At 73.7% G+C, this 20,623-nt stretch carries 20 protein-coding genes; 9 read left to right on the top strand and 11 right to left on the bottom strand.

The genetic code is table 11. From position 1 onward, the window contains the following. Window positions 1-72 precede the first annotated feature (72 nt). The 4 genes from FSW04_RS07250 to FSW04_RS07235 all read right to left on the bottom strand — a co-directional run bounded on the left by FSW04_RS07250 (window position 73) and on the right by FSW04_RS07235 (window position 5,872). Window positions 73-777, bottom strand: coding sequence for a TetR/AcrR family transcriptional regulator (locus tag FSW04_RS07250; RefSeq protein WP_146917804.1), 705 nt, complete (start codon window positions 775-777; stop codon window positions 73-75). 56 nt (window positions 778-833) lie between these two features. Further along, window positions 834-2,975: a hydantoinase B/oxoprolinase family protein gene (locus tag FSW04_RS07245; protein WP_321167703.1), complete on the bottom strand. Its 2,142-nt coding sequence runs from the start codon at window positions 2,973-2,975 to the stop codon at window positions 834-836. 187 nt (window positions 2,976-3,162) lie between these two features. Further along, window positions 3,163-5,280, bottom strand: coding sequence for a hydantoinase/oxoprolinase family protein (locus tag FSW04_RS07240; RefSeq protein WP_187369321.1), 2,118 nt, complete (start codon window positions 5,278-5,280; stop codon window positions 3,163-3,165). Window positions 5,281-5,650: 370 nt separating this feature from the next. Beyond that, window positions 5,651-5,872 (bottom strand): hypothetical protein, encoded by a 222-nt coding sequence (locus tag FSW04_RS07235; protein ID WP_146917798.1) that lies wholly within the window; start codon window positions 5,870-5,872, stop codon window positions 5,651-5,653. A 12-nt stretch (window positions 5,873-5,884) separates the two neighbouring features. On the opposite strand from FSW04_RS07235, the gene FSW04_RS07230 reads away from it, so the two are divergent. Further along, on the top strand, window positions 5,885-6,478 hold the full coding sequence (locus FSW04_RS07230) for a hypothetical protein (RefSeq protein ID WP_146917796.1): 594 nt from the start codon (window positions 5,885-5,887) through the stop codon (window positions 6,476-6,478). A gap of 150 nt (window positions 6,479-6,628) precedes the next feature. On the opposite strand, the gene FSW04_RS07225 is transcribed toward FSW04_RS07230, so the two are convergent. From FSW04_RS07225 to FSW04_RS07215, 3 genes are all read right to left on the bottom strand, one after another. Continuing rightward, window positions 6,629-8,317 (bottom strand): right-handed parallel beta-helix repeat-containing protein, encoded by a 1,689-nt coding sequence (locus FSW04_RS07225; protein ID WP_146917794.1) that lies wholly within the window; start codon window positions 8,315-8,317, stop codon window positions 6,629-6,631. Window positions 8,318-8,440: 123 nt separating this feature from the next. Next, window positions 8,441-9,136, bottom strand: a complete 696-nt coding sequence (locus FSW04_RS07220; RefSeq protein ID WP_146917792.1) for a 2-keto-4-pentenoate hydratase — start codon at window positions 9,134-9,136, stop codon at window positions 8,441-8,443. A gap of 127 nt (window positions 9,137-9,263) precedes the next feature. Further along, window positions 9,264-9,923 (bottom strand): GntR family transcriptional regulator, encoded by a 660-nt coding sequence (locus tag FSW04_RS07215; protein WP_146917790.1) that lies wholly within the window; start codon window positions 9,921-9,923, stop codon window positions 9,264-9,266. Window positions 9,924-9,979: 56 nt separating this feature from the next. On the opposite strand from FSW04_RS07215, the gene FSW04_RS07210 reads away from it, so the two are divergent. The 8 genes from FSW04_RS07210 (at window position 9,980) to FSW04_RS07180 (ending at window position 17,462) form a co-directional block, all read left to right on the top strand. Continuing rightward, on the top strand, window positions 9,980-11,365 hold the full coding sequence (locus FSW04_RS07210; protein WP_146917788.1) for an FAD-linked oxidase C-terminal domain-containing protein: 1,386 nt from the start codon (window positions 9,980-9,982) through the stop codon (window positions 11,363-11,365). Then, the gene (locus tag FSW04_RS07205; RefSeq protein WP_187369320.1) at window positions 11,362-12,189 is read left to right on the top strand and encodes an FAD-binding protein; all 828 of its coding nucleotides are present in this window, start codon (window positions 11,362-11,364) and stop codon (window positions 12,187-12,189) included. The genes FSW04_RS07210 and FSW04_RS07205 overlap by 4 nt, the downstream gene beginning before the upstream one ends. Beyond that, on the top strand, window positions 12,174-12,458 hold the full coding sequence (locus FSW04_RS25750; RefSeq protein WP_187369319.1) for a hypothetical protein: 285 nt from the start codon (window positions 12,174-12,176) through the stop codon (window positions 12,456-12,458). Before FSW04_RS07205 ends, FSW04_RS25750 begins: the two co-directional genes overlap by 16 nt. A gap of 4 nt (window positions 12,459-12,462) precedes the next feature. After that, window positions 12,463-13,743, top strand: coding sequence for a heterodisulfide reductase-related iron-sulfur binding cluster (locus FSW04_RS07200; RefSeq protein WP_146917786.1), 1,281 nt, complete (start codon window positions 12,463-12,465; stop codon window positions 13,741-13,743). Next, complete coding sequence (gene aceB / locus FSW04_RS07195) at window positions 13,740-15,332, top strand: malate synthase A (RefSeq protein ID WP_146917783.1); 1,593 nt, start codon at window positions 13,740-13,742, stop codon at window positions 15,330-15,332. The genes FSW04_RS07200 and aceB overlap by 4 nt, the downstream gene beginning before the upstream one ends. A 66-nt stretch (window positions 15,333-15,398) precedes the next feature. Further along, window positions 15,399-16,496, top strand: coding sequence for a transaldolase (tal, locus tag FSW04_RS07190; protein ID WP_146917782.1), 1,098 nt, complete (start codon window positions 15,399-15,401; stop codon window positions 16,494-16,496). A 31-nt stretch (window positions 16,497-16,527) separates the two neighbouring features. Continuing rightward, complete coding sequence (locus FSW04_RS07185; RefSeq protein ID WP_146917781.1) at window positions 16,528-17,262, top strand: TMEM165/GDT1 family protein; 735 nt, start codon at window positions 16,528-16,530, stop codon at window positions 17,260-17,262. Next, window positions 17,259-17,462, top strand: a complete 204-nt coding sequence (locus tag FSW04_RS07180) for a hypothetical protein (protein WP_146917780.1) — start codon at window positions 17,259-17,261, stop codon at window positions 17,460-17,462. Before FSW04_RS07185 ends, FSW04_RS07180 begins: the two co-directional genes overlap by 4 nt. Here FSW04_RS07180 and FSW04_RS07175 read toward each other — a convergent pair. The 4 genes from FSW04_RS07175 to FSW04_RS07160 all read right to left on the bottom strand — a co-directional run bounded on the left by FSW04_RS07175 (window position 17,456) and on the right by FSW04_RS07160 (window position 20,613). Continuing rightward, window positions 17,456-17,683 (bottom strand): hypothetical protein, encoded by a 228-nt coding sequence (locus FSW04_RS07175; protein ID WP_146917779.1) that lies wholly within the window; start codon window positions 17,681-17,683, stop codon window positions 17,456-17,458. The genes FSW04_RS07180 and FSW04_RS07175 overlap by 7 nt on opposite strands. A gap of 198 nt (window positions 17,684-17,881) precedes the next feature. Further along, window positions 17,882-19,264, bottom strand: a complete 1,383-nt coding sequence (locus tag FSW04_RS07170; protein WP_146917778.1) for an MmgE/PrpD family protein — start codon at window positions 19,262-19,264, stop codon at window positions 17,882-17,884. Then, complete coding sequence (locus FSW04_RS07165; RefSeq protein ID WP_146917777.1) at window positions 19,261-19,803, bottom strand: MaoC family dehydratase; 543 nt, start codon at window positions 19,801-19,803, stop codon at window positions 19,261-19,263. The genes FSW04_RS07170 and FSW04_RS07165 overlap by 4 nt, the downstream gene beginning before the upstream one ends. A 54-nt stretch (window positions 19,804-19,857) precedes the next feature. After that, on the bottom strand, window positions 19,858-20,613 hold the full coding sequence (locus FSW04_RS07160; protein WP_146917775.1) for an SDR family NAD(P)-dependent oxidoreductase: 756 nt from the start codon (window positions 20,611-20,613) through the stop codon (window positions 19,858-19,860). Window positions 20,614-20,623 lie beyond the last annotated feature (10 nt).

Raw genomic sequence — 20,623 nt, 5'->3', positions numbered from 1 at the left:
TATGTGCCGACCCCGCCGGCCGGCCCACTGGAGATCGTCCAAATCGGGGCGGGCGCTTCGTCGCCCGGCGGGTCAGCCCGGGCTGCGCCGGGCGGGCGCCTTGCGCCGCGGGGCGACCCGGCGCTCGCCGGTGCCGCCGGCGGCCTTCTTGCGGGCCGCGGACGCCGACGCGCGCGGCGCGACGATGCCGTACAGGACGATGTCGGCGTAGGCGTCGGCCAGCGCCGCCGGGGTCCGGGCGCCGCGGACGTCCATCCACTGGTAGGTCGAGTTGACCATGCCCACGATGCCGCGCATCGTCGTGCGCTGGTCGAGCTCGCGGAACACGCCGGAGTCCGTCCCGCGCCGGATGCAGCCCGCGAAGAGGTCCTCGAACTCGCGGCGCGCGCGGCGGACCTCCTTCCACTCCGGGCCGTCGGCGATGATCCGCCACTCGTGCAGGAAGACGGTCACCGCGTCGCGGTACTCGGCGATGTCCTGCATGAGCGCGTGGACCAGGAGCCGCAGCTCGACCTCGGGCGGCTCGTGCCGCGCCGCGATCTCGCGCGCGTTCTCCAGCAGCGGCTCGATGAAGCGCTCGTGGATCCGGATGAGCAGATCCTGCTTGCCCTTCATGTAGTAGTACAGGCCGCCGCGCTGCAGCCCGGTCGCCTCGACCAGGTCGTCGACGGAGGTCGCGTGGAAGCCCTTGCGGGCGAACACGGCGGCGGCCGCGTCGACGACGGCGTTGCGGCGGGCCTCGTAGCGCGCCCGGGGGGGCTTGGGGGGATCGGCCATCGGTGTGAGGGGGGGGTCACGTGCCGGCGGTCGGGCCGCCGGCACGCTGCCCAACGCTAACGGTCCAGCCGGATCTCGACGAACGGCGGGTCGTCCGGACGCGCCACCTCCGTCGCCAGCCGCGTCGCGCAGCCGGGGCAGAAGTACTCGCGCCAGACCATCGGATCGTCGACGAACGCCGCCGGATCCACGAACCGAGGGCCGATCTCCTCCATCGCGTGCTGGTGGACGAGCAGCTCCTCCTTGGGGTGGCCACCCGACAGCGCGCCGGTGCGCCGGCCGCAGTGCGCGCAGCAGTACGCGTCGTCGTCGGCGTTGACCCAGATGTCCTCGCCGATGACGACCGCGCCCGCCGGCAGCTCGAGGTCCAGCGGACCCGCCTCGTCGCCGCTGCCGGCGGCCCGCAGGCGCGCCGTGCGCAGCTCGGCGCGCCGGGCCTCGGTGGCGGCCGCGTCGACCTCGCCGGCCTCGCTCGCGATGACGCCGTAGGTGTCGGAGGCGCTGGCGACGCCGACGCTCCCGGCGGCGACGTCGGCCCCGACGCGGGCCGGGTCGCGGGTCAGCGGGTCGCCGTAGCCCGCGCTGCCGCCCCAGTTCCACTCGAGGACGGCGTCGTGGTCGACGGGCAGCGCGACGCCCTTGTTCTGGACGGGCTCGACGGTCCCCTCGATCTCGGCGGCGCTGCCGGGCAGCTCGCCGGCCGCCAGGCGGGCGACGACGTCGCTGCCGCGCAGCAGCGTCGTGGCGCCGACGCTGCCGGGGTTGCCGCCGAACAGGCCGGCGGTCTTGGGCACGCCCTCGGCGCTGTAGACGCCGACCGCCACCTCGCCCTTGTAGGGGATGTAGGCCAGGCGCCCGCCGTTGCCGCCGCGGAACCGGCCGGCGCCGCCGGAGTCCTGGTCCTCGCCACGGTAGAGGTACAGGATCGGCCAGTCGCGCTCGTAGGTCTCCACGTTGGGGCCGCGGCCCTCGGGGATCCACCACACGCCGTTGGCGAACGTGCCGTCCGCGCTGCGCGTCGCGCCCGTCGTGCCGATGATCGCGTCCAGCATCGGGCCGACGTAGTAGGCGCCGCGCTGGTTGACGCCCGCGTGGATGTGGATGTGCCACTGCGCCGGGGTCGTCGAGAGGGCCTTGTCGCGCACGGCCTCGTCGGAGGAGCACAGCAGCATCTTGCTCAGCACGGCGTTGGACATGGCCATGCTCAGCTCGGTCGAGTAGATGCCCGCCGGGCTGACCGCGACGCCGTAGTTGGGGCACGTGAGCGTGCCGGGCACCGGCTCGTAGGACACCTGGCGCGCCGCACCGCCGATGACGCCCATCTGCTCGGCGAGCATGAGGACGTTGATGGCGGCCAGCGTCGTCCCGCGCAGCGCCGCGAAGGGCAGGTTGATCGCTCCGACCTCGGGGTCGGTGCCCTCGTTGGTGAACGTGATGGACCGCCCCTGCTTCTTGAGGTGCAGCTCGATGCGGTACGTGCCGCGGTCGCCGGTCACGGCGACCTCGTGGTAGCAGCGCTCGCTCCACTCCCCGTCGGGGATCGTGTCCAGCAGCGCGGTGAACGCCGACTCGCTGGCGTCCAGGATCCCGTTCATCACGCCCTTGACCGTCCGCGCGCCGTAGCGCTCGATGAGCGTGTAGATCCGCTGGCGCGCGGCGTGGTTGCCCGCGATGCACGCGCGCAGGTCGAGCGCGAGGTTGATCGGCGTGCGCGACTGGCGGCGGTAGAAGGACTCGATGTCGACGTCGATCTCGTCGTTCTTGACGATGCGCACCGGCGGGATGACCACCGGGTCGTAGTAGATGTCCTGGGCGTTGGTGCAGAAGGACCCGGGGACCGTGCCGCCGATGTCGTTCTGGTGGACGTTGTTGGCCACCCAGCAGAACAGCTCGCCGTCCTGGAACACCGGGCACATGAGGTTGACGTCGGGCTGGTGGGCCGTCCCGATCCACGGGTCGTTGACCAGCCACATGTCGCCGGGCCGGATGTCCTCGCCGCGGCGTTCGATGATGAACTTGGCCACCATGTCCATGAACCCGGCGAGGTACTGCAGGTAGGGCCCGAAGAACAGGATCTCGCCCTCGGCGCTGATGATCGCCGTCTGGAAGTCGCGCGTCTCGAGCGAGATCGGCGAGACCGACAGGTTGGCGATGATCGATCCGTGCTCCTCGTTGGCGTTCCAGAGGCTGTGGCGGATGACCTCGAAGGTGATCGGGTCGATGTCCTCCTCGGCGTCGTCGTACAGCTTCAGGCCGGGGGGACGCGCAGCTCCTGCGCGGGGATGTAGGCGTGGTTGACGCCGTCCCAGAAGGCGCGGTGCTCCTCGTCGGTGAGGGCGGCGCGGGTGGAGTCGACGGTGGAAGCCATGGTCGTGATCTCCTGGGCTAGCGGTTGAAGGTCATGATGAAGTTGCCGCCGTCGGAGACGGCGACCTGCGCGCCCGGGGGCACGACGATGCCCGTCGTGGGCAGGTCGATGACGGCCGGACCCTGCACCACGTCGCCGAGCGCGAGGGCGCGGCCGTCGTGGATCGGCGTGTCCTGGCCCGGCTCGCCGCGCACGAAGTGCACGACGCGCGAAGCGCGGTGCCCGTTGGACGACGGCGCCGAGGCCGGCGTGTGCGAGGAGGCCCGGGTGCCCGAGGGCAGCACGGCCTCGACGCGCAGGGCGACGATCTCCAGCGCGGCCTCGGGCAGCAGCGCCGCCGAGCCGTAGCGGCTCTCGTAGGTGCTCTCGAACGTCCGCAGCGCCTCGTCGAGGCCGGCCTGGTCCAGGGCGTTGGGCACCGCCACCTCGAGCTCGTTGCGCTGCCACTCGTAGCGGATGCGGGCGTAGCGGCGCAGCTCGGGCGCGCCGTGCTCGGCGGCCTGCTCGGCCAGCGAGGACTCCATCTCGGCGTACATGCCCTCGAGCTCTGCGGGGTCGAACGGCGAGACGAGCTGCGCGTCGCGCTGGCGCTGGTAGCGGATGTCGGACAGGCCGATGCCCAGCGCGCTCCACACGGAGGCCACCTCGCCGGGCACGATGACCTGGTCGACGCCGAGCTCGTGCGCGTAGCCCGCTGCGTGCAGAGGGCCCGAGCCGCCGTAGGACAGGATCGCGAAGTCGCGCGGGTCGAACCCGCGGCCGACCACCACGCGCTCCAGCGCGTTGGCCATCTTCGCGTTGATGATCTCGACGATGCCGAGTGCCGCGTCCTCGACGGAGAGGCCGAGCGGGTCGGCGACGCGCTTGACCGCGGCGTAGGCGAGGTCCTTGTCGGGGTGGATCTGGCGGTCGCCGGAGGTGCCGAACACCGCCTTGGGGTCGAGGTAGCCGAGCACGAGGTTGGCGTCGGTGACCGTGGGCTCCTCGCCGCCGCGGCCGTAGCAGGCGGGCCCGGGGTTGGAGCTCGCGCTCTGGGGGCCGACCCGCAGGGTGTTGCTGTGGGGCTCGATCCAGGCGATGGACCCGCCGCCGGCCCCGATGGACAGCACCTCGACGGCCGGGATCTTGTAGGCGTACTTGCCGATGACGGTCTCGGCCGCGGTCTCGGGCTCGAGGTCCTTGACGATGCCGACGTCGAAGCTCGTGCCGCCCATGTCGGTGGCGATGATGTCGCGCACGCCGAGGTCCTCGGCCAGGCGCTGGGTGCCGACCATGCCGCCGACCGGACCGGAGCCGATCGTGAGCACCGGGTGCTGCGTGCCGTGCTGCAGCGGGACCATGCCGCCATGGGACTGCATGAGCATCAGGCTCGAGCCGAAGCCCAGGCCCTCGAGGCGCCCGTCGAGCTTGGAGAGGTAGTGGTGGGTGCGCGGGCCGACGAACGCGTCGATGACCGCGGCGACGGTGCGCTCGTACTCGCCGACGGCCGTCGTGAGCTCGTGGGACACCGAGACGAAGACGTCGGGCGCGACGCGCTGCACGACGGCCTTGGCGCGCTGCTCGTGGTCGGGGTTCTGGATGGACCACAGGAAGCAGATGGCGATGGCCTCGCAGCCGGCGTCGATGAGCTCGCGAACCTGGCGCTCGAGCACCTCGTCGTTCAGCGCGACGACGACGTTGCCGGTCGAGTCGACCCGCTCCGGCACGCCGCGGATGAGCTCGCGCGGGACGATCGGGTCGGGCTTGGCGGTCTCGACGACGCGCAGGATGTTCTCGGGCGGTTCGCCGGTGACGCGGCCGAGGCCGCGCATCATGAGGATCGTGTCCTCGTGGCCGCGGGTCGTGAGCAGGCCGACGCGCGCGCCCTTCTGCTCCACGACGATGTTCGTCGCGACGGTCGAGCCGTGCGAGATCAGGCGCGTGAGCTTCCGGTACAGCTCATCGGTCGAGTAGCCCGCCTGGGTCGCCGCGGACTCGATGCTGCCGAAGAACCCCGACTGGAAGTCGTCGGCCGGCGAGCTCAGCGCCTTGCCGTAGGCGACGCTGCCGTCGCCCGAGATGACCACACAGTCGGTGAACGTCCCGCCGATGTCGATCGCCGCCACAACCCCGGCGGTGTCGCGCTCTGCACTCACGTCTCTCTCCTCGGTGACCCTGCGTACGACAGCCCCTCGACGAGGCGGTCTCTTGATGCTGCTCCCCGTGCCGCTCGCGCGGCAGGGGCGCAGTTTTATACCGGTGGGTCGGTACATGTCAACCGGCGCCGCGCGCTCGGCGGGGCGCCGAGCCCCACAGCAGGCTCCCAGGAAACGCCAAGCACCGGTCCAGCCGCGGCGGCGACCCTGCGGGCATGGACACCGAGCCCGGCACCCCCACCGACGACCCGCAGGCCCGCAAGGCCGCCGCCCGCGCCCGCGCCGCGCAGCTGCGGCAGGCCAAGCAGCGCCGCGCCCGCGGCCTGCGCCGCCGGATCGCCGCCGGCGCCGCGACCCTCTTCGTCGCGACCTACGGCGTCATCGCCGTCGGCGGCACGAAGACCTCCACCTCCAGCGTCGCCTCCGGCGTGCCGGTCGCCTCGACCTCGGGCAGCACGACGGGGTCGAGGACAAGCTCCGCCGCCGGCTCCCCGACGTCGGCCTCCACGGGCTCGACCTCGTCGGGCTCGACCTCCTCCTCGAGCGCGTCGGACTCGACGTCGTCGTCGTCCTCCTCGTCGTCGCCGGTCACCACCCAGGCGTCATGAGCACCGTCCTGGCCACGACGCACGCGTCCTGGTACGCCAGCCGCGCCGCGGGCACCGCGGCGCTCGCGCTGGCCAGCGCGTCGGTCGGCTACGGCCTGCTGACCGCGGGCCGGATGCTGCCCAGGAAGCTGGGCGGCCGGCGGATCGTCCACGAGGCGCTGTCGCTGGCCACCCTGGTGGCGATCGCCGTCCACGGGCTCGTCCTGCTGGGCGACACCTACATGAACCCCTCGCTCGCCGACGTCCTCATCCCCTTCGCCTCCTCCTACCAGCGCTGGTGGACCAGCCTGGGCATCGTGGCGGGCTGGACGCTCGTGGTGCTCGGGCTCTCCTACTACGTGCGGGCGCGGATCGGCGTCGCCCGCTGGCGGGTGATGCACCGCTTCACGCTGCTGGCCTGGCTGGCGGGCATCGCCCACAGCCTGGGCGAGGGCACCGACGCCGGCAAGGCGTGGTTCGTGGCGATGCTGGCCATCGCGATCGCCCCGGCGCTCGCCATGGCCGTCCTGCGCCTGGCGGGCCGGGCCCCGCGCGGCCCCGGGGCCACGCCGGCCCCACCGGCGGCGCCCAGGCGCCGGGTGGCCGCCTGAGGGCGCGCGGCGCCTGGGGTGCCAGCGACGTGCGGAACCGGCGCGTCCGCGCTCACGTCGACGCCCGATGGCGCGAACGTGTGGTCATCCCCCACCTTTGCGCCATCCGACCGCACTCCAGGCCCCGAGGACGACCGCGGGCGCGCTGGGTCAGGGCTGGGGGTCCTGGTCCAGCGGGGGGTCGGTGGCCAGCGTCGCGCCGCCGTCCAGGGCGAGCTGCCCGGGCGCCGGGCCGGCGGGATCGCCCCACCAGTTGCGCGTGGCGGCGATCGCGAAGGACCCCGCGGCCCGCACGTCGAGGCCGTTGCCGAAGATGCGGTTGCGCCCGCGGCTGCCCAGGTCCCCGCCGCCGAGGTCGATCGTGCTCGCCGCGGTGGCCCCCGGCGCCGCGTCGAGGAGGGCCAGGCCGGTCGCGTTGCCGGTGACGGTCGTGCGCGCGGCGCGCAACGCGAGGTCGCCGATCGTCCCGACGTCGTCGACGAGCAGCCCGGCGCCGCCGTTGCCGGCCAGGACCGTGTCGCGCACGTCGATCGACAGGTCGTCGACGGCGGCGGCCACGACGTCGCTCAGCGTCGCGGGGCCGTTCCAGACCTGGACGCCGTTGCCCGTGCAGCCGTCGAACCGGTCGCCGTCCAGGGTCACGGCGTAGTCGCTGCCCGACGCCGGGTTGCGCGGCGTGATCTCCAGGCAGTCGGCGCGGCCGAGCGGGTGCTCGGCGGGGTCGGGCGTCTGGCTGAGCCCGACGTGGCTGATGACCGTGTCCAGGATCTTGATCGTGACGTCGCCGCCCTTGGAGAAGTCGTCGATCTGCAGGCCCTCGGCCTGGGCGTCGCGGATGTCGCTGTCGGCGACCCGCAGCGAGAACCGGCTGCCGGACGTGGCGGTGGGGATGCCGGTGACGAACTCGCCGCCGCTGGCGCGCGGGCCGCCGACGCCGGAGCTGTCGCGGAACGTGTAGTTGCGGATGTCGACCCGCTGCTGCGAGATGCCGTCAAGGGTGCTGAAGATCGCGTCGGCGTTGGACGTCGTGCCCGACCCGATGTCGTCGACGCTGAGGCCGTCGACGCGCAGCTTGAGGCTGCTCGTGTCGGAGCTGTCGAAGAAGATGGCCTCGACGAAGCCGAAGTTGCCCTGCGGCAGGACGGAGGCCAGGCCGAGGTCGTGGATGCTGTTGCGGCCCAGGCGCGCGTTCATCGTCGCGCTCCCGGACGTCCGGAAGATGGTGCCGTTGCCGTCGGCCGCCGCGATCTCGTTGTCGTGGATGTCGAGCACCGATCGCGTGCTGCCCGCGGCGCGGATGTCGATGCCGGCCTCGGCGAACTGGAGCCCGAGCCAGCCGACGGCCGCCACCCGCTGACCCTGGTCGAAGCCGGTGATGAGGTTGCCGTCGATCTCGACGTCGTTGACGTCGCGGCCGCGGATGCCGGGCCCGTAGGCGCCGTCGATGCGCAGGCCGCGCACGACGGTGTGGTCGGCGACGACGACGGCGGCGCCGTCCAGGTGACCGGCCGTCGAGTTGGTGATCGTGGGGGCGTCGCCCGCCATGCGCGGCTGGATCCCGCCCGGGGCCGCGGCGAGGGTCTGCCCGGGCTTGAGCGCGATCCCGCCGTCCAGCGCGAGCGCCGAAGGCAGGACCTGGATCGTGGACCCCGGGGCCGAGGCGGCCTCGACGTCGGCCAGCGTCGCGAACGGGTGCTGCGCGCTGCCGTCGCCGCCGGGCGTGGCGCCCGCCTGGACCCACCACACGACCGGCGGCGTGCCCGCGGAGGCGGCGGGAACGCCCAGCACCACAGCGCAGAGGGCGGCGATGGGCAGCGACAGCCAGCGATGAACAAGCATTGGAGGGCAGGGTCTCCCGTCGTCGACACGTCACCGTCGAGGCGACGGAGACGAACCCGCCCGAACATGGCAATTGGGACCGGACCTGTCAACGCGCGGGCGCCGGCGCCCACGCCGCGGCGCTCAGGTCAGCGTGAGGCTCACGCTGCCCATGCCCGGCGCGCTGACCGTCGTGTGGTCGCCCGCGGCCACGGGCACGGCGGCGATGACCGACCCCGTGATGACGACGTCGCCGGCCCGCAACGCGTCATCCGCGGCGGGCAGCAGCCCGGCCAGGTGGCGGACGACCTCGGCGAGGTCGCCGAGGTTGCCCGACGGGTCGACGGCTCGCTCGGAGGTCTCGCCGGGACCCTCGACGTCCAGGCGCACGCCGCCGAGCGCGATGTCGCCGCCCACGGGCGTGAACGCGCCGAGCACGACGTGGCGGTGGAACACGTTGCCCGACAGGACGGCCTCCAGGTCGGTCGGGGCGAACGTGAGGTCGATGAGCTCGATCGCGGGCGCGACGGCCTCCACGGCGTCCAGCGCCTCCTCGCGCGTGGCGCCGGGCGCGACGTCGCGGCCGAGCCGCACCGCGACCTCCGGCTCCATGTGCGGCTTGGTCCAGCCGTCCAGCGAGCACTCCGCGCCGTCGGCGAGCAGGTTGCGGTCGGTGATGAAGCCGACGATGGGCCCGGAGATCCCGAAGCCCTCCTTGGCGGCCCGGGTGCCGAACCCGGCCTTCCAGCCCAGCCGCTGCGCGCCGTCGTCCAGCGCCTGGCGGCGCAGGCCGGCCTGGGCCTGCAGGCCCGCCGCGATCCGCGGATCCGTGGCGTCCATCACGCCACCCGGCGCGGCGTCGAGGGGGCGGCGGCGAGGGGCGTCGTGCAGGCGGGCATGGTCCTAGTAGTACTGGAACGCGGTCCGTGGCGCCGTGCCGGACCGGGCGGGGCGGCACAGGCCGGGGTCACGCGGGCAGGCCGGGGTCGGCGCCCAGCAGCGTCGGGGCGCCGCGCAGCAGCGCGAGCGTCGTGTGCAGATGCGCGTCCACGCGCGTGCGCGCGAGGCCCTCGTCGCGGCGCGCCACGGCGGCGGCCAGGCCGCGGTGCTCCTCGAGGATCTGGCGGGTGCGGCGCTCGTCGCGGGCCAGGGCCGCGAGGTTCATCCGGCTCTGGCGGTCGCGCAGCGAGTCGTGCAGCCCCAGCAGGATCGGGTTGCCCGCCGCGGCGACCAGGATGCGGTGGAACTCGCGGTCGGCCTCGACGAACGCCCGCGAGTCCTCCGAGGCGGCGACGGACTCCTGGTGGGCGATCGCGGCGGCGAGCTCGGCCTCGAGGTCGATTCCGAGGCGGATGACCTTCTCGATCGCGAAGCGCTCGACGAGCAGCCGCGTCTCCATGACGCTCTCGACCTCGGCGGCGGACACGGGGATGACGAGCGCCCCGCGTTTCGGGTAGAGCCGCAGCAGGCCCTCGGACTCCAGGCGCAGGAAGGCCTCGCGCACCGGGGTGCGGCTGAGGCCGACACCGGCCGCGACGTCGCCCTCGCTGATGAGGTCGCCGCCCGCGAAGCGCCCGTCGAGGATGCGCTCCTTGGCGAAGGCATAGGCACGCGCGGTCGCGGTCATGTTGCATCTATATCGCATCCTTGACAGGGGGCGCCAGGGGTGGCATAGATGCTCGGATGGCCGACATCGTCTCCGCGCTGGGAGAGCTGGACCTCGGGCGCCGGCTGCTCACGAGCCCCGCCGAGCTGGCCGCGTTCGGGTCCGACGCGCTGACGGCCTTCCACCAGCGGGCGCTGGCCGTCGTCGTGGTCGAGACCGTCGAGGAGGTCGTCGCGACGGTGCGCCTGTGCCACCGCGAGGGCGTCCCGTTCGTGGCCCGCGGGAGCGGCACGTCGCTGTCGGGCGGGTCGCTGCCGGTGGAGGGCGGGATCGTCATCGCGCTCAACCGCCTCAACAGGGTCCTGAGCATCGACCCCGACACGCGGACGGCCGTCGTGGAGCCCGGGGTCATCAACCTGCACGTCAGCGCGGCCGCCGCGCCCTACGGCCTGGCCTACGCGCCCGACCCGTCGAGCCAGTCGGTCTGCTCCATCGGCGGCAACCTCGCGTTCAACTCCGGCGGCGCGCACTGCCTCAAGCACGGGATGACGAGCAACCACGTCATCGGCCTGAAGGTCGTCCTGCCCGACGGCGAGCTCGTCGAGCTCGGCGGCGAGTCCACCGAGCCGGTCGGGCCCGACTGGGTCGGCATGTTCGTGGGCTCGGAGGGCCTGTTCGGCATCGCCGTCGAGGTCACCGTGCGGCTCGTGACGCTCGCGGAGGCGACGCGCACCTCGCTCGCGGTCTTCGACAGCCTGCAGGCCGCCGGCGACGCGGTCGCCCGCATCGTTCGCGCGGGCCTGCTGCCCGTCGCGATGGAGATCATGGACGCGCTGGCCATGGAGGCCGCCGAGGCGTCCGTCAAGCCCGGCTACCCGAAGGCCGCCGCCCTGCTCATCGTCGAGCTCGAGGGCGAGCGCGAGGTCGTTGACGCCGATGCCCTGCGCCTGGACGAGCTGCTGCGCGAGGCCGGCGCCGGCGAGCTGACCGCGACGGAGGACCCCGACGCCCGCGCGCTGATCTGGAAGGGCCGCAAGAGCGCGTTCTCGGCCGTGGGCTGGCTCGCGCCGGACTACATCGTCCAGGACGGCGTCGTGCCCCGCACGCGCCTCGGGGAGGCGCTGGCCGAGATCGGCCGCATGAGCGCGGAGACCGGCATCCGCGTCGCCAACGTCTTCCACGCCGGCGACGGCAACCTCCATCCGCTCATCCTCTTCGACGGGCGCGAGCCCGGGGCGATCGAGCGCGCCGAGCGGCTCGCCGGCGACATCCTGCGCCTGTGCGTCGAGCTCGGCGGGTCGATCACCGGCGAGCACGGCGTCGGCGTCGAGAAGCGCGCCTACCTCAAGCTCATGTTCTCCGAGGACGACCTCGAGCTCATGCGCCGCGTGCGCCTGGCCGTCGACCCCGGGGAGCTGGCCAACCGCGGCAAGATGCTCGAGCCCGCGCCGGCCGTCGCATGACGGTCGCGCTGCCCGAGGACGTGCAGGCCCTGCAGGAGGCGGTGCGCGACCGGCCCGAGGGCGCCCGGGTGCTGCCCGTCGCCGGCGGCACGAAGCCGGCGCTGTCGACCCCACCGGCCGACGACGTGCTCGCGCTCGACGTCTCCGGGCTGCGGGGCATCACGGAGTACGACCCGGCCGAGCTGACGTTCACCGCGCTGGCCGCCACGCCCGTGGCCGAGGTCGCCGAGGCGCTGGCCGAGCACGGGCAGTACCTCCCGTTCGACCCGCCGCTGGGCGACGCCGGCGCGACGCTGGGCGGCGCGGTGGCCGCCGGCACCGCGGGCTCCAACGCCCTGCGCCACGGCGGCGTGCGCGACTTCGTGCTCGGCGTGCGCTTCATCGACGGCACCGGGCGCCTCATCTCCGGCGGCGGCCGGGTCGTCAAGAACGCCGCCGGCTTCGACCTGCCCAAGCTCATGGTCGGCTCCATGGGCCGCCTGGGCGTGATGGTCCAGCTGTCGCTGAAGGTCTTCCCGCGGCCGCGGGCGACGACGACGCTGCTGTTCGAGCTCGGCGACCGCGACCGCGCGGTGGAGGTCTCCTCCGCGCTCATGCGCGGCCCGCTCGACCTCGACGCGCTGGACCTCGAGCCCGTCGGCCGCCTGCTCGTGCGCCTCGGCGGCGACCCCGACGCGCTCGACGCCCGCACCCAGCGCGTCGTCGACGCCGTCGGCGAGCTTCCGCGCGACCACCTGCACGACAAGGACGACGAGGACCTGTGGCGCACGGTGGCGGCGCTGACGTGGGTCCCCCCGGACACCACGTCGTGCGCGCCGGCCTGACGTCGCGCAGCCTCGCCGCGCTCGACGCGGCGCTGATCGCCGCGGGCGCCGCCGTGCGCTACGCGCAGGCGGCCAACGTCGCCTGGATCGCGTGGCCCGAGGACCGCCCGCTGGACGACCTGCACGACGCGCTGGCGGGCCTCGGCCTGGCCGGCATGGTGCTGCGCGGCCCGCCCGGCCGCCCGCTGCTGGGCACCCGGCGCGGCGGGCTGTTCGCCGCGCGCGTGCGCGGCGCCCTGGACCCCTACGGCCGCTTCCTGGAGGACTGAGCACGTGCAGCACCGGATCCCGGTCGAGGACCTCGGCCCCCAGGCCCCCGAGATGGCGGGCGCGATCGGCGCCTGCGTGCACTGCGGCTTCTGCCTGCCGACCTGCCCGACCTACGTGACGATGGGCGAGGAGATGGACTCCCCGCGCGGGCGCATCTTCCTCATGAAGGAGGTCCTCGAGGGCCAGATCGAGCTCGAGACCGCCCTCCCCTACATCGACAACTGCCTCGGCTGCCAGGCCTGCCAGACGGCCTGCCCGTCCGGCGTGCAGTACGGCGACCTCATCACGCCGTTCCGGGCCTACGCCGACGCCCACCGCCACCGCGAGCCGATCGACCGCGTCCAGCGCGAGATGATCCTGCGCACGCTGCCCTACCCCGGGCGCTTCCGGGCCGCCGCGCGCCTGGGCCGCCTGAGCCGGCCGCTGGCGCGCCTGCTGCCCGAGCGGATGGCCGCGATGCTGCGCCTGCTGCCCGCCGCGCTGCCGCCCGCCAGCCCCCTGCCCGAGGTCTTCCCCGCGCGCGGCGAGCGCCGGGCCCGCGTCGCGCTGCTGGCCGGCTGCGCCCAGCAGGTGCTGGCCCCCGACATCAACTGGGCCACGCTGCGCGTGCTGGCCCGCAACGGCGTCGAGACGGTCATCCCGAGGGACCAGGGCTGCTGCGGCGCGCTGCCGATGCACACCGGCGCGTCGGACCGCGCCCGCCCGATGGCCCGGCGCAACATGCAGGCCTTCCCGGACGACGTCGACGCCGTGGTCACCAACGCCGCGGGCTGCGGCTCGGGCATGCGGGAGTACGGCCTGCTGTTCAAGGGCCTGCCGGAGCACGACGCCGCGCAGGCATTCGCCGACCGCGTCGTCGACGTCAGCGTCTTCCTGCAGGCCCTGGGGCTGTCGGCGCCGCCGCCGCCCGCGCCGGCCCCGCTGAGGATCGCCTACCACGACGCCTGCCACCTCGCCCACGCCCAGGGCGTGCGCAGCCCGCCGCGCGCGCTGCTGCAGGCCATCGGCGACGTCACCCTCGTCCAGGCCGCCGAGTGGGAGCTGTGCTGCGGCTCGGCCGGCACCTACAACGTCGAGAAGCCCGACACGGCCCACGAGCTCGGCCGCCGCAAGGCGCGCAACCTGCTCGACACGGGGGCGGGGCTCATCGCCACCGGGAACATCGGCTGCATGACGCAGGTCCAGACGCACCTGCGGGCCCTCGGCCACGAGATCCCCGTGCTGCACACCCTGCAGGTCCTCGACCGGGCCTACGCACAGACCCTCAAGGAGCACACCGCATGAGCACGACCTCCATCCAAGACGCCGGGCTGGACGAGCGGTCCCGCACCGAGATCCTCAGCGCCGACGCCGTCGCCTTCCTCGCCGAGCTGCACGCGCGCTTCGGACCGCGGCGCCGCGAGCTGCTCGCCGCGCGCCGCGAGCGCCAGGCGCAGCTGCGCAACGGCGGCACCCTGGACTTCCTGCCCGAGACCCAGGAGATCCGCGACGGCGACTGGCAGGTCGTGGCGCCGCGCGCCGACTACGCCGACCGCCGCGTGGAGATCACCGGCCCGACCGACCGCAAGCTCGTCATCAACGCGCTGAACTCGGGGGCCCGCGGGTTCATGGCCGACTTCGAGGACGCCAACTCCCCCACGTGGGCCAACCAGGTCTCCGGCCACGCCAACCTCATCGACGCGATCGAGGGCACGATCGCCTACGAGAGCTCGGACGGCAGGCAGTACGCGCTGGGCGACGACGTCGCCACGCTGCTGGTCCGCCCGCGCGGCTGGCATCTCGACGAGAAGCACCTGCGTTTCGACGACGATCCGCTGGCCGGCGCGTTCCTGGACTTCGGGCTCTTCGCCTTCCACAGCGCCGCCCGCCTGCTGGAGCACGGCTCGGGCCCCTACCTGTATCTGCCCAAGATGGAGCACCACCTCGAGGCGCGGCTGTGGAACGACGTCTTCGTCTGGGCCCAGGACGCGCTCGGGATCCCGCAGGGCTCCTTCCGCGCCACGGTGCTCATCGAGACGCTGCCCGCGGCGTTCCAGATGGACGAGATCCTCTACGAGCTGCGCGACCATTCCTACGGCCTCAACGCCGGCCGCTGGGACTACATCTTCTCCATGATCAAGTCGTTCCGCGACCGGCCCGAGTTCGTGCTGCCCGACCGCAACGACGTCAAGATGACCGTGCCGTTCATGAGCAGCTACGCCCAGCTGCTCGTCAAGACCTGCCATCGCCGCGGCGCGTTCGCGATGGGCGGGATGGCGGCGCTCATCCCGTCGCGCAAGGACCCCGAGGCCAACCAGCGCGCGATCGACGCCGTCCACGCCGACAAGGAGCGCGAGGCGGGCCTGGGCTTCGACGGCACCTGGGTCGCGCACCCCGACGTCGTCGGCGTGGCCATGGACGCCTTCGACAAGGTGCTCGGCGACCGGCCGAACCAGATCGATCGCCGGCGCGACGACGTCTCGGTCTCGGCGGCCGACCTGCTCGACGCGGGCTCGACCCCCGGGGCGATCACCGAGGCCGGCCTGCGCGGCGACATCAGCGTGGGCTTCCAGTACGTGTCCTTCTGGCTCGGCGGCCGCGGCGCGGCCGGCATCAACAACCTCATGGAGGACGCCGCCACCGCCGAGATCTCGCGCTCGCAGATCTGGCAGTGGATCCACCACGGCGCACGGCTCGAGGACGGCCGCACGGTCACGCGGGAGCTCGTGCGCGAGATGCTCGACGAGGAGATGCAGCGCATCCACGACGAGGTCGGCGACGAGGTCTGGGAGAAGGGCCGGCCCGACGACACCCGAGCCGTGTTCGAGCTCGTCTCGCTGTCCGACGACTTCCCCGAGTTCCTGACGATCCCGGCCTACGAGCTGCTGGACTGAGCGCGGGCTAGTCTGGAGTGCGCACCCATCGAGTGCGCACCAACCCTTCCGGGAAGGATCTGGAGCATGAGCAGCAAGTGGAAGCAGCTGGCGGCGCTGGGGCAGAGCGTCTGGTACGACAACGTCGCCCGCCCGGCGCTGGCCGACGGGCTCCTCGAGCGCCTGATGCGCGAGGACGCCATCACCGGCGGCACGTCGAACCCCTCGATCTTCTCCAAGGCGGTGCTGGGCTCCGACCTGTACGACGACGACATCGCCGGAGCGCCGGCCGACGCGACGCCCGAGCAGGTCTTCGAGACGTGCGCGATCGCCGACATCCAGGCGGCGTGCGACCTCGTGCGCCCGATCTGGGAATCCACCGACGGCGCCGACGGCTACATCTCGATCGAGGAGGAGGCCGCCATGGCCTTCGACGCGCCCGAGGCGGTCCGCCGCGGCCACGAGCTCCGCGCGCTCGTCGACCGGCCCAACGTCATGATCAAGGTCCCCGGCACGCTGCCCGGCGTCGAGGCGTTCGAGCAGCTGACCCGCGAGGGCGTCAGCGTCAACGTGACGCTCCTGTTCTCGCGCGAGCGCTACCACCAGGTCGCGGGCGCCTACGTCCGAGCGCTCCAGGCGCGCGTCGACGCCGGCGAGGACCTCCACGCGATCGCCTCCGTCGCGAGCTTCTTCGTCTCGCGCATCGACTCCAAGGTCGACGACGCGCTGCCCGAGGACTCGCCGCTGCGGGGCCGCATCGCGGTCGCCAACGCCAAGCTGGCCTACGCCGACGTCTTCGTGCCGATCTTCGGCGGGGCCGAGTTCCAGCGCCTGGCCCAGGCCGGCGCCAACGTGCAGCGCCCGCTGTGGGCGTCGACGGGCGTCAAGAACAAGGCCTACTCCCAGACCCTGTACATCGACGAGCTCGTCGGACGCGACACGGTGACGACCGTGCCCGACGCCACGATCGACGCGTTCCGCGACGCCGGCGGCGAGGTGCGCGCGACCCTGCGGGAGGGCGTCGACGAGGCCCGCCGCCAGCTCGACGAGCTCCGCGCGGCCGGGGTCTCCCTGGACGAGATCACCTCCGCGCTCGAGCACGACGGCGTCAAGCAGTTCGCCGACGCCTACGACGAGATGATCGACGCCATCGCGCGCAAGCGCGACGAGATCGGCGTGGCCTGAGCCACCCCCTCCGTTCCCGGGCCGCCAGGCGATGACCTTCCTCCTGGTGGCTCTGGGCACGGGCGTCGCGGTCGGCGTCGAGCTGCTGGAGGCCGTGGCGATCGTCCTCGCCGTCGCCGCCACGCGGCGTCCGTCCGACGCGCTGGCGGGCGCCGCGGCCGCGGTCGTGGCCTGCGCCGCGCTCGCGGCGCTGCTGGGTCCGGTGCTGCTCGGGTCGGTACCGCTCGACGCCCTGCGCGTGGTGATCGGGTGCCTGCTCCTGCTCTTCGGCCTCGAGTGGCTGCGCAAGGGCACCCTGCGCCTGGCGGGGCGGCGCGCACGGTCGTCCTCGCTGGCCGAGTACCTCGAGACGCGCGAGGATCTGGCCGGCGCGCCCCTGCCCGAGCCGGGCCGCCCCGACTGGGCGGCGCGGGTCGTCGCGTTCAAGGGCGTGCTGCTGGAGGGCATCGAGGTCGTCGTGATCACGACGGCGCTGGCGGCGCGTCCCAGCGGCCCGGCTCCGGCCCTCGTGGGCGCGGGCGCGGCGGTCGTGGCCGTGGCCGGCCTGGCGGTCGTGCTGCACCGCCCGCTCGCCCGCCTGCCCGAGACCGAGCTCAAGTGGGGCGTCGGGGTCCTGCTGAGCGCGTTCGGCGTGTTCTTCCTGGCGGAGGGCGCGGGCGTCCACTGGCCCGGTGGCGACGCCGCGGTCCTCTACCTCGTCGCGACCCTGGCGCTGGTCAGCCAGGCGCAGTCGCACGTGATCGCACGCGGGGCGGCGCCGTCGTGAGCGCACTGCGGACCGCGCGCAGGCTCCTCCTCGGCGAGACGTGGCTGCTGCCGTGCGGGCTGACGCTCGTCGTCGCCGGCGCGGTGGTCCTGGTCCGGCCGCTGCTGGGGACCGGCTGGCGCCACGCCGGCGGCTTCGTGCTGCTCGCCGGTGTCTGCGCGGTCCTGGCGCTCAGCGTGCGCGCCGGGGCACGTCAGTAGACGTCGCGCTCGCGGACCACGGGGCGCTCGCGCACGACGGTCGCGTCGCGGCGGCCGGCCCACATCGTCATCCACAGGACGCTGAGCACGAGGCCCACGACGCCGACGACCATGAGGATCGTGCCGGCCGTGTGGATGCTGAAGCCCGACGCGTGCACGGTCACGGCGAAGCGCATGATCGCGCCGACGGCGATCAGCAGGATGGAGGTACCGATGCTCATGGCACCGCGTGGTACCCGGCCCGTGCGCCTGTCATCCGCCACGCGGCCCCGTCGCGCGGCGGCGGACATCGGTGCGTGATGTTCGCCGCCCGCGCGTGTCGGGACGTCCGAAGCGGTTCTCGGACCGTGAGGCTGCTCCGCGCCGCTCCGACATCCTCAGCCCAAGGTCGGGGCGGCGCGGCAGCCGGTCCTGCGGCCTCAGCCCCTCGCGCCGGCGGCGGCGCGCAGCGGCAGCAGGCCCGCGCCCGCGCGCGCCGGGTCGTCGATGGCCAGGATCGCCTCGGCGACGTCGGTCGCGGCGTCCCCGAGGACGCCGACGGCGTTGGCCGTGAACTTGCGCACGACCGCGTCGGTGTCCAGCGGCGCCTCCGGCGTGCCCGACGGATGCGGCACGTCGACCGTGTCCGTCGCGCCGTCGGCGCGCTGCACGGTCAGCTCGGTGAAGAACGGCCCGCGCCCGTCGGCGGGCACGACCGTGTAGGTCACGCGGCCGGCCAGGTCGAGCACGCGCTCGTCGCCCAGGCGGTCGGCGCCGTAGCTGTCGAGGTCGACCGCCCCGTCGACGAGCATGGCCGCCACGGAGAAGGGCAGGCTGAACTTCGCCTCGTAGGGCGTGTCGGGCCGCGCCTTGCGCGCGGCGGGCTCGAGCACGATGCCCACCGCCGCCTCGGGCACCCGGAGTTGCACGGACGCCACGTCCTCCGCGCGCAGCCCGCGGCGGTGCAGCTGCTGGGCACCGTCCATCGCGGCGTGGGTCAGGTGGCACGCCGGGTAGGGCTTGATGGCCATCGCCAGGGTCTCCCAGCGCTCGCCGAGGTCGGCGACCTGCTCGCGCAGCGCCTCGTCGGCCTCCTGGCCCAGCACGGCGCGGAACAGGCCGAAGCGCCCCTCCAGCACCGAGGCGGGGCCGGTCGCGCCCAGCCGCGCCATCCCGGCCGCGACGACCGAGGCGTGGGCGGCCCAGCCCGCGTGGAACGGCTTGGTCGCCGACCCGTCGGCCAGGAACTCGAACAGCCCGGAGGCCGTGCTGCCCGCGATGCCCAGCGCCGCGGTGGTCTGCGCGCGGTCCAGCCCGAGCAGGCCGGCCACGGCCAGCGCCCCGCCGAAGACGCCGCACACCGACGTCGGGTGCAGCCCGCGCTCGTGGAACGCGCCCGGCGTCGCGAGCCCGAGGCGCGTCGTGGCCTCGGTCCCGGCGACGAGCGCGACGACGAGGTCGCGCCCGGTGGCGCCGCGGGCCTGGCCGACGGCGACCGCGGCGGGGGCCACGACCGTCGAGACGTGGATCATCGCGGCCGGGTGCGTGTCGTCGAAGTCCAGCGCGTGGCCGAGCATGCCGTTGGCCAGCGCCGCCCCCGACGGGGTCGTGCCGGTGCCGGTGTCCCACAGCTCCGCCGGCCCGGCGCCCTGCTCGTCGAGGACGAGCGCCTGGGCCTGGGTGCCGGCGCCGGCCGCGCTGGCGGCCAGCGCGCAGCCGACGACGTCCAGCAGCCCCAGCTTCGCGCGGTGCGCGACCTCCGGCGGAACGGCGTCGTAGGTCAGCGCCTCCCCGAAGCCGGCGAGGGCCTCGGCGGCGGTCATCCCGGCTCTCCCACGGTCCAGTCGGACTCGACCTTGGGGAACTGGTCCTGGACCTCCGGCGCGTCGCGGCGGTAGCACATGAACGTGCGCAGGTACTCCATGATGACCACGCCGTCCTGGTTGATCCCGCGCGTGCGCAGGGAGACGATGCCCACGTTGGGCCGCGAGGAGGACTCGCGCAGGCCCAGGATCTCGCTCTCGGCGTACAGCGTGTCGCCGGCGAAGACGGGGTTGGGGAGCTTGATGTCCGTCCAGCCCAGGTTGGCGGTGCCGTTCTCGCTCGTGTCCGGGACCGAGAGGCCGGCGATGATGGCCAGCGTCAGGCACGAGTTCACCAGGGGCTTGCCGAAGCGCGTGCCCTTGGAGTAGTCGGTGTTGAAGTGCATCTGGTTGGTGTTCATCGTCAGGCACGTGAACCAGATGTTGTCGACCTCGGTGACGGTGCGCCCCAGGCGGCTGCGGAAGACGTCTCCGACCTCGAAGTCCTCGAAGAACCTCCCGCGCCAGATCTTGGGGGCTTCCTGCGGTTCGGCGGTCATGTCTGTCCTGCTCCTTGTCGTGGTGGGAACCCGGTGCCGCCCTGTGGCGGCGCCTCAGATCGTGCGGCCGCCGTCGACGGGCAGGACCACGCCCGTCAGGAAGGCGGCGTCGTCGGAGGCCAGGAACGCCGCCGCGGCGGCGATCTCCTCCGGCTCGGCGACCCGGCCCAGCGGGGTCGCCGAGGTCAGCAGCGCGGCGGTCTCCTCGTGGGTGCCGTAGCCGAACTGCTCGAGCATCGGCGTGTTGGCGGCCACGGGGCAGATCACGTTCGCGCGCACGTTGTCGCCGCCGGCCTCGATGGCGATCGAGCGGGCCAGGCCGATGACGCCCGCCTTGGCCGCGTTGTAGGCCAGCAGGTTCGGCCGTGGGCGCAGCCCGGCCGTCGAGGCGTTGACGATGAAGACGCCCGCCTTCTGGGCGCGCATGTGCGGCAGGACCGCACGGGCGGCGAGGAACGCGGCGGTCAGGTTGACGTCCAGCACGCGGTACCACTCGTCGACGGCGGTGTCCTCCACCGGTCGCGCCCGCTGGGCGACCCCGGCGTTGTTGAAGTACACGTCCAGGCGCCCGTAGCGCTGGACGGTCTCGTCGACGACGGCCTGGACCTGGCCCACGTCGGTCACGTCGACGACGGCGGTGTGGCCGCGGCCGTCGGGGATGGGCAACGTGGCCAGCCCGGCGGAGGCGATGTCGACCGCCACGACCGTCGCCCCCTCGTCCAGGAACCGCTCGACGGAGGCGCGCCCCATGCCCGAGCCGGCGCCGGTGACGATCGCGGTCCTGCCAGTCAGTCGCTGTGCCGGGGCCATCGTGCGCTCG

This window comes from Baekduia soli (assembly GCF_007970665.1).
Taxonomy (GTDB): Bacteria; Actinomycetota; Thermoleophilia; order Solirubrobacterales; family Solirubrobacteraceae; genus Baekduia; species Baekduia soli.
Note: the sequence above shows the minus strand (reverse complement) of the source record. Positions and strands in the feature narration are given on the sequence as shown.

Excerpts from the sequence above, each read along its gene's own strand:
- FSW04_RS07250 (WP_146917804.1), bottom strand. The coding sequence starts at position 777 with ATGGCCGATCCCCCCAAGCCCCCCCGGGCGCGCTACGAGGCCCGCCGC.
- FSW04_RS07230 (WP_146917796.1), top strand. The coding sequence starts at position 5,885 with ATGAGCACCGTCCTGGCCACGACGCACGCGTCCTGGTACGCCAGCCGC.
- FSW04_RS07225 (WP_146917794.1), bottom strand. The coding sequence starts at position 8,317 with ATGCTTGTTCATCGCTGGCTGTCGCTGCCCATCGCCGCCCTCTGCGCT.
- FSW04_RS07220 (WP_146917792.1), bottom strand. The coding sequence starts at position 9,136 with ATGGACGCCACGGATCCGCGGATCGCGGCGGGCCTGCAGGCCCAGGCC.
- FSW04_RS07215 (WP_146917790.1), bottom strand. The coding sequence starts at position 9,923 with ATGACCGCGACCGCGCGTGCCTATGCCTTCGCCAAGGAGCGCATCCTC.
- FSW04_RS07210 (WP_146917788.1), top strand. The coding sequence starts at position 9,980 with ATGGCCGACATCGTCTCCGCGCTGGGAGAGCTGGACCTCGGGCGCCGG.
- FSW04_RS07205 (WP_187369320.1), top strand. The coding sequence starts at position 11,362 with ATGACGGTCGCGCTGCCCGAGGACGTGCAGGCCCTGCAGGAGGCGGTG.
- aceB (WP_146917783.1), top strand. The coding sequence starts at position 13,740 with ATGAGCACGACCTCCATCCAAGACGCCGGGCTGGACGAGCGGTCCCGC.
- tal (WP_146917782.1), top strand. The coding sequence starts at position 15,399 with ATGAGCAGCAAGTGGAAGCAGCTGGCGGCGCTGGGGCAGAGCGTCTGG.
- FSW04_RS07185 (WP_146917781.1), top strand. The coding sequence starts at position 16,528 with ATGACCTTCCTCCTGGTGGCTCTGGGCACGGGCGTCGCGGTCGGCGTC.
- FSW04_RS07175 (WP_146917779.1), bottom strand. The coding sequence starts at position 17,683 with ATGAGCATCGGTACCTCCATCCTGCTGATCGCCGTCGGCGCGATCATG.
- FSW04_RS07170 (WP_146917778.1), bottom strand. The coding sequence starts at position 19,264 with ATGACCGCCGCCGAGGCCCTCGCCGGCTTCGGGGAGGCGCTGACCTAC.
- FSW04_RS07165 (WP_146917777.1), bottom strand. The coding sequence starts at position 19,803 with ATGACCGCCGAACCGCAGGAAGCCCCCAAGATCTGGCGCGGGAGGTTC.
- FSW04_RS07160 (WP_146917775.1), bottom strand. The coding sequence starts at position 20,613 with ATGGCCCCGGCACAGCGACTGACTGGCAGGACCGCGATCGTCACCGGC.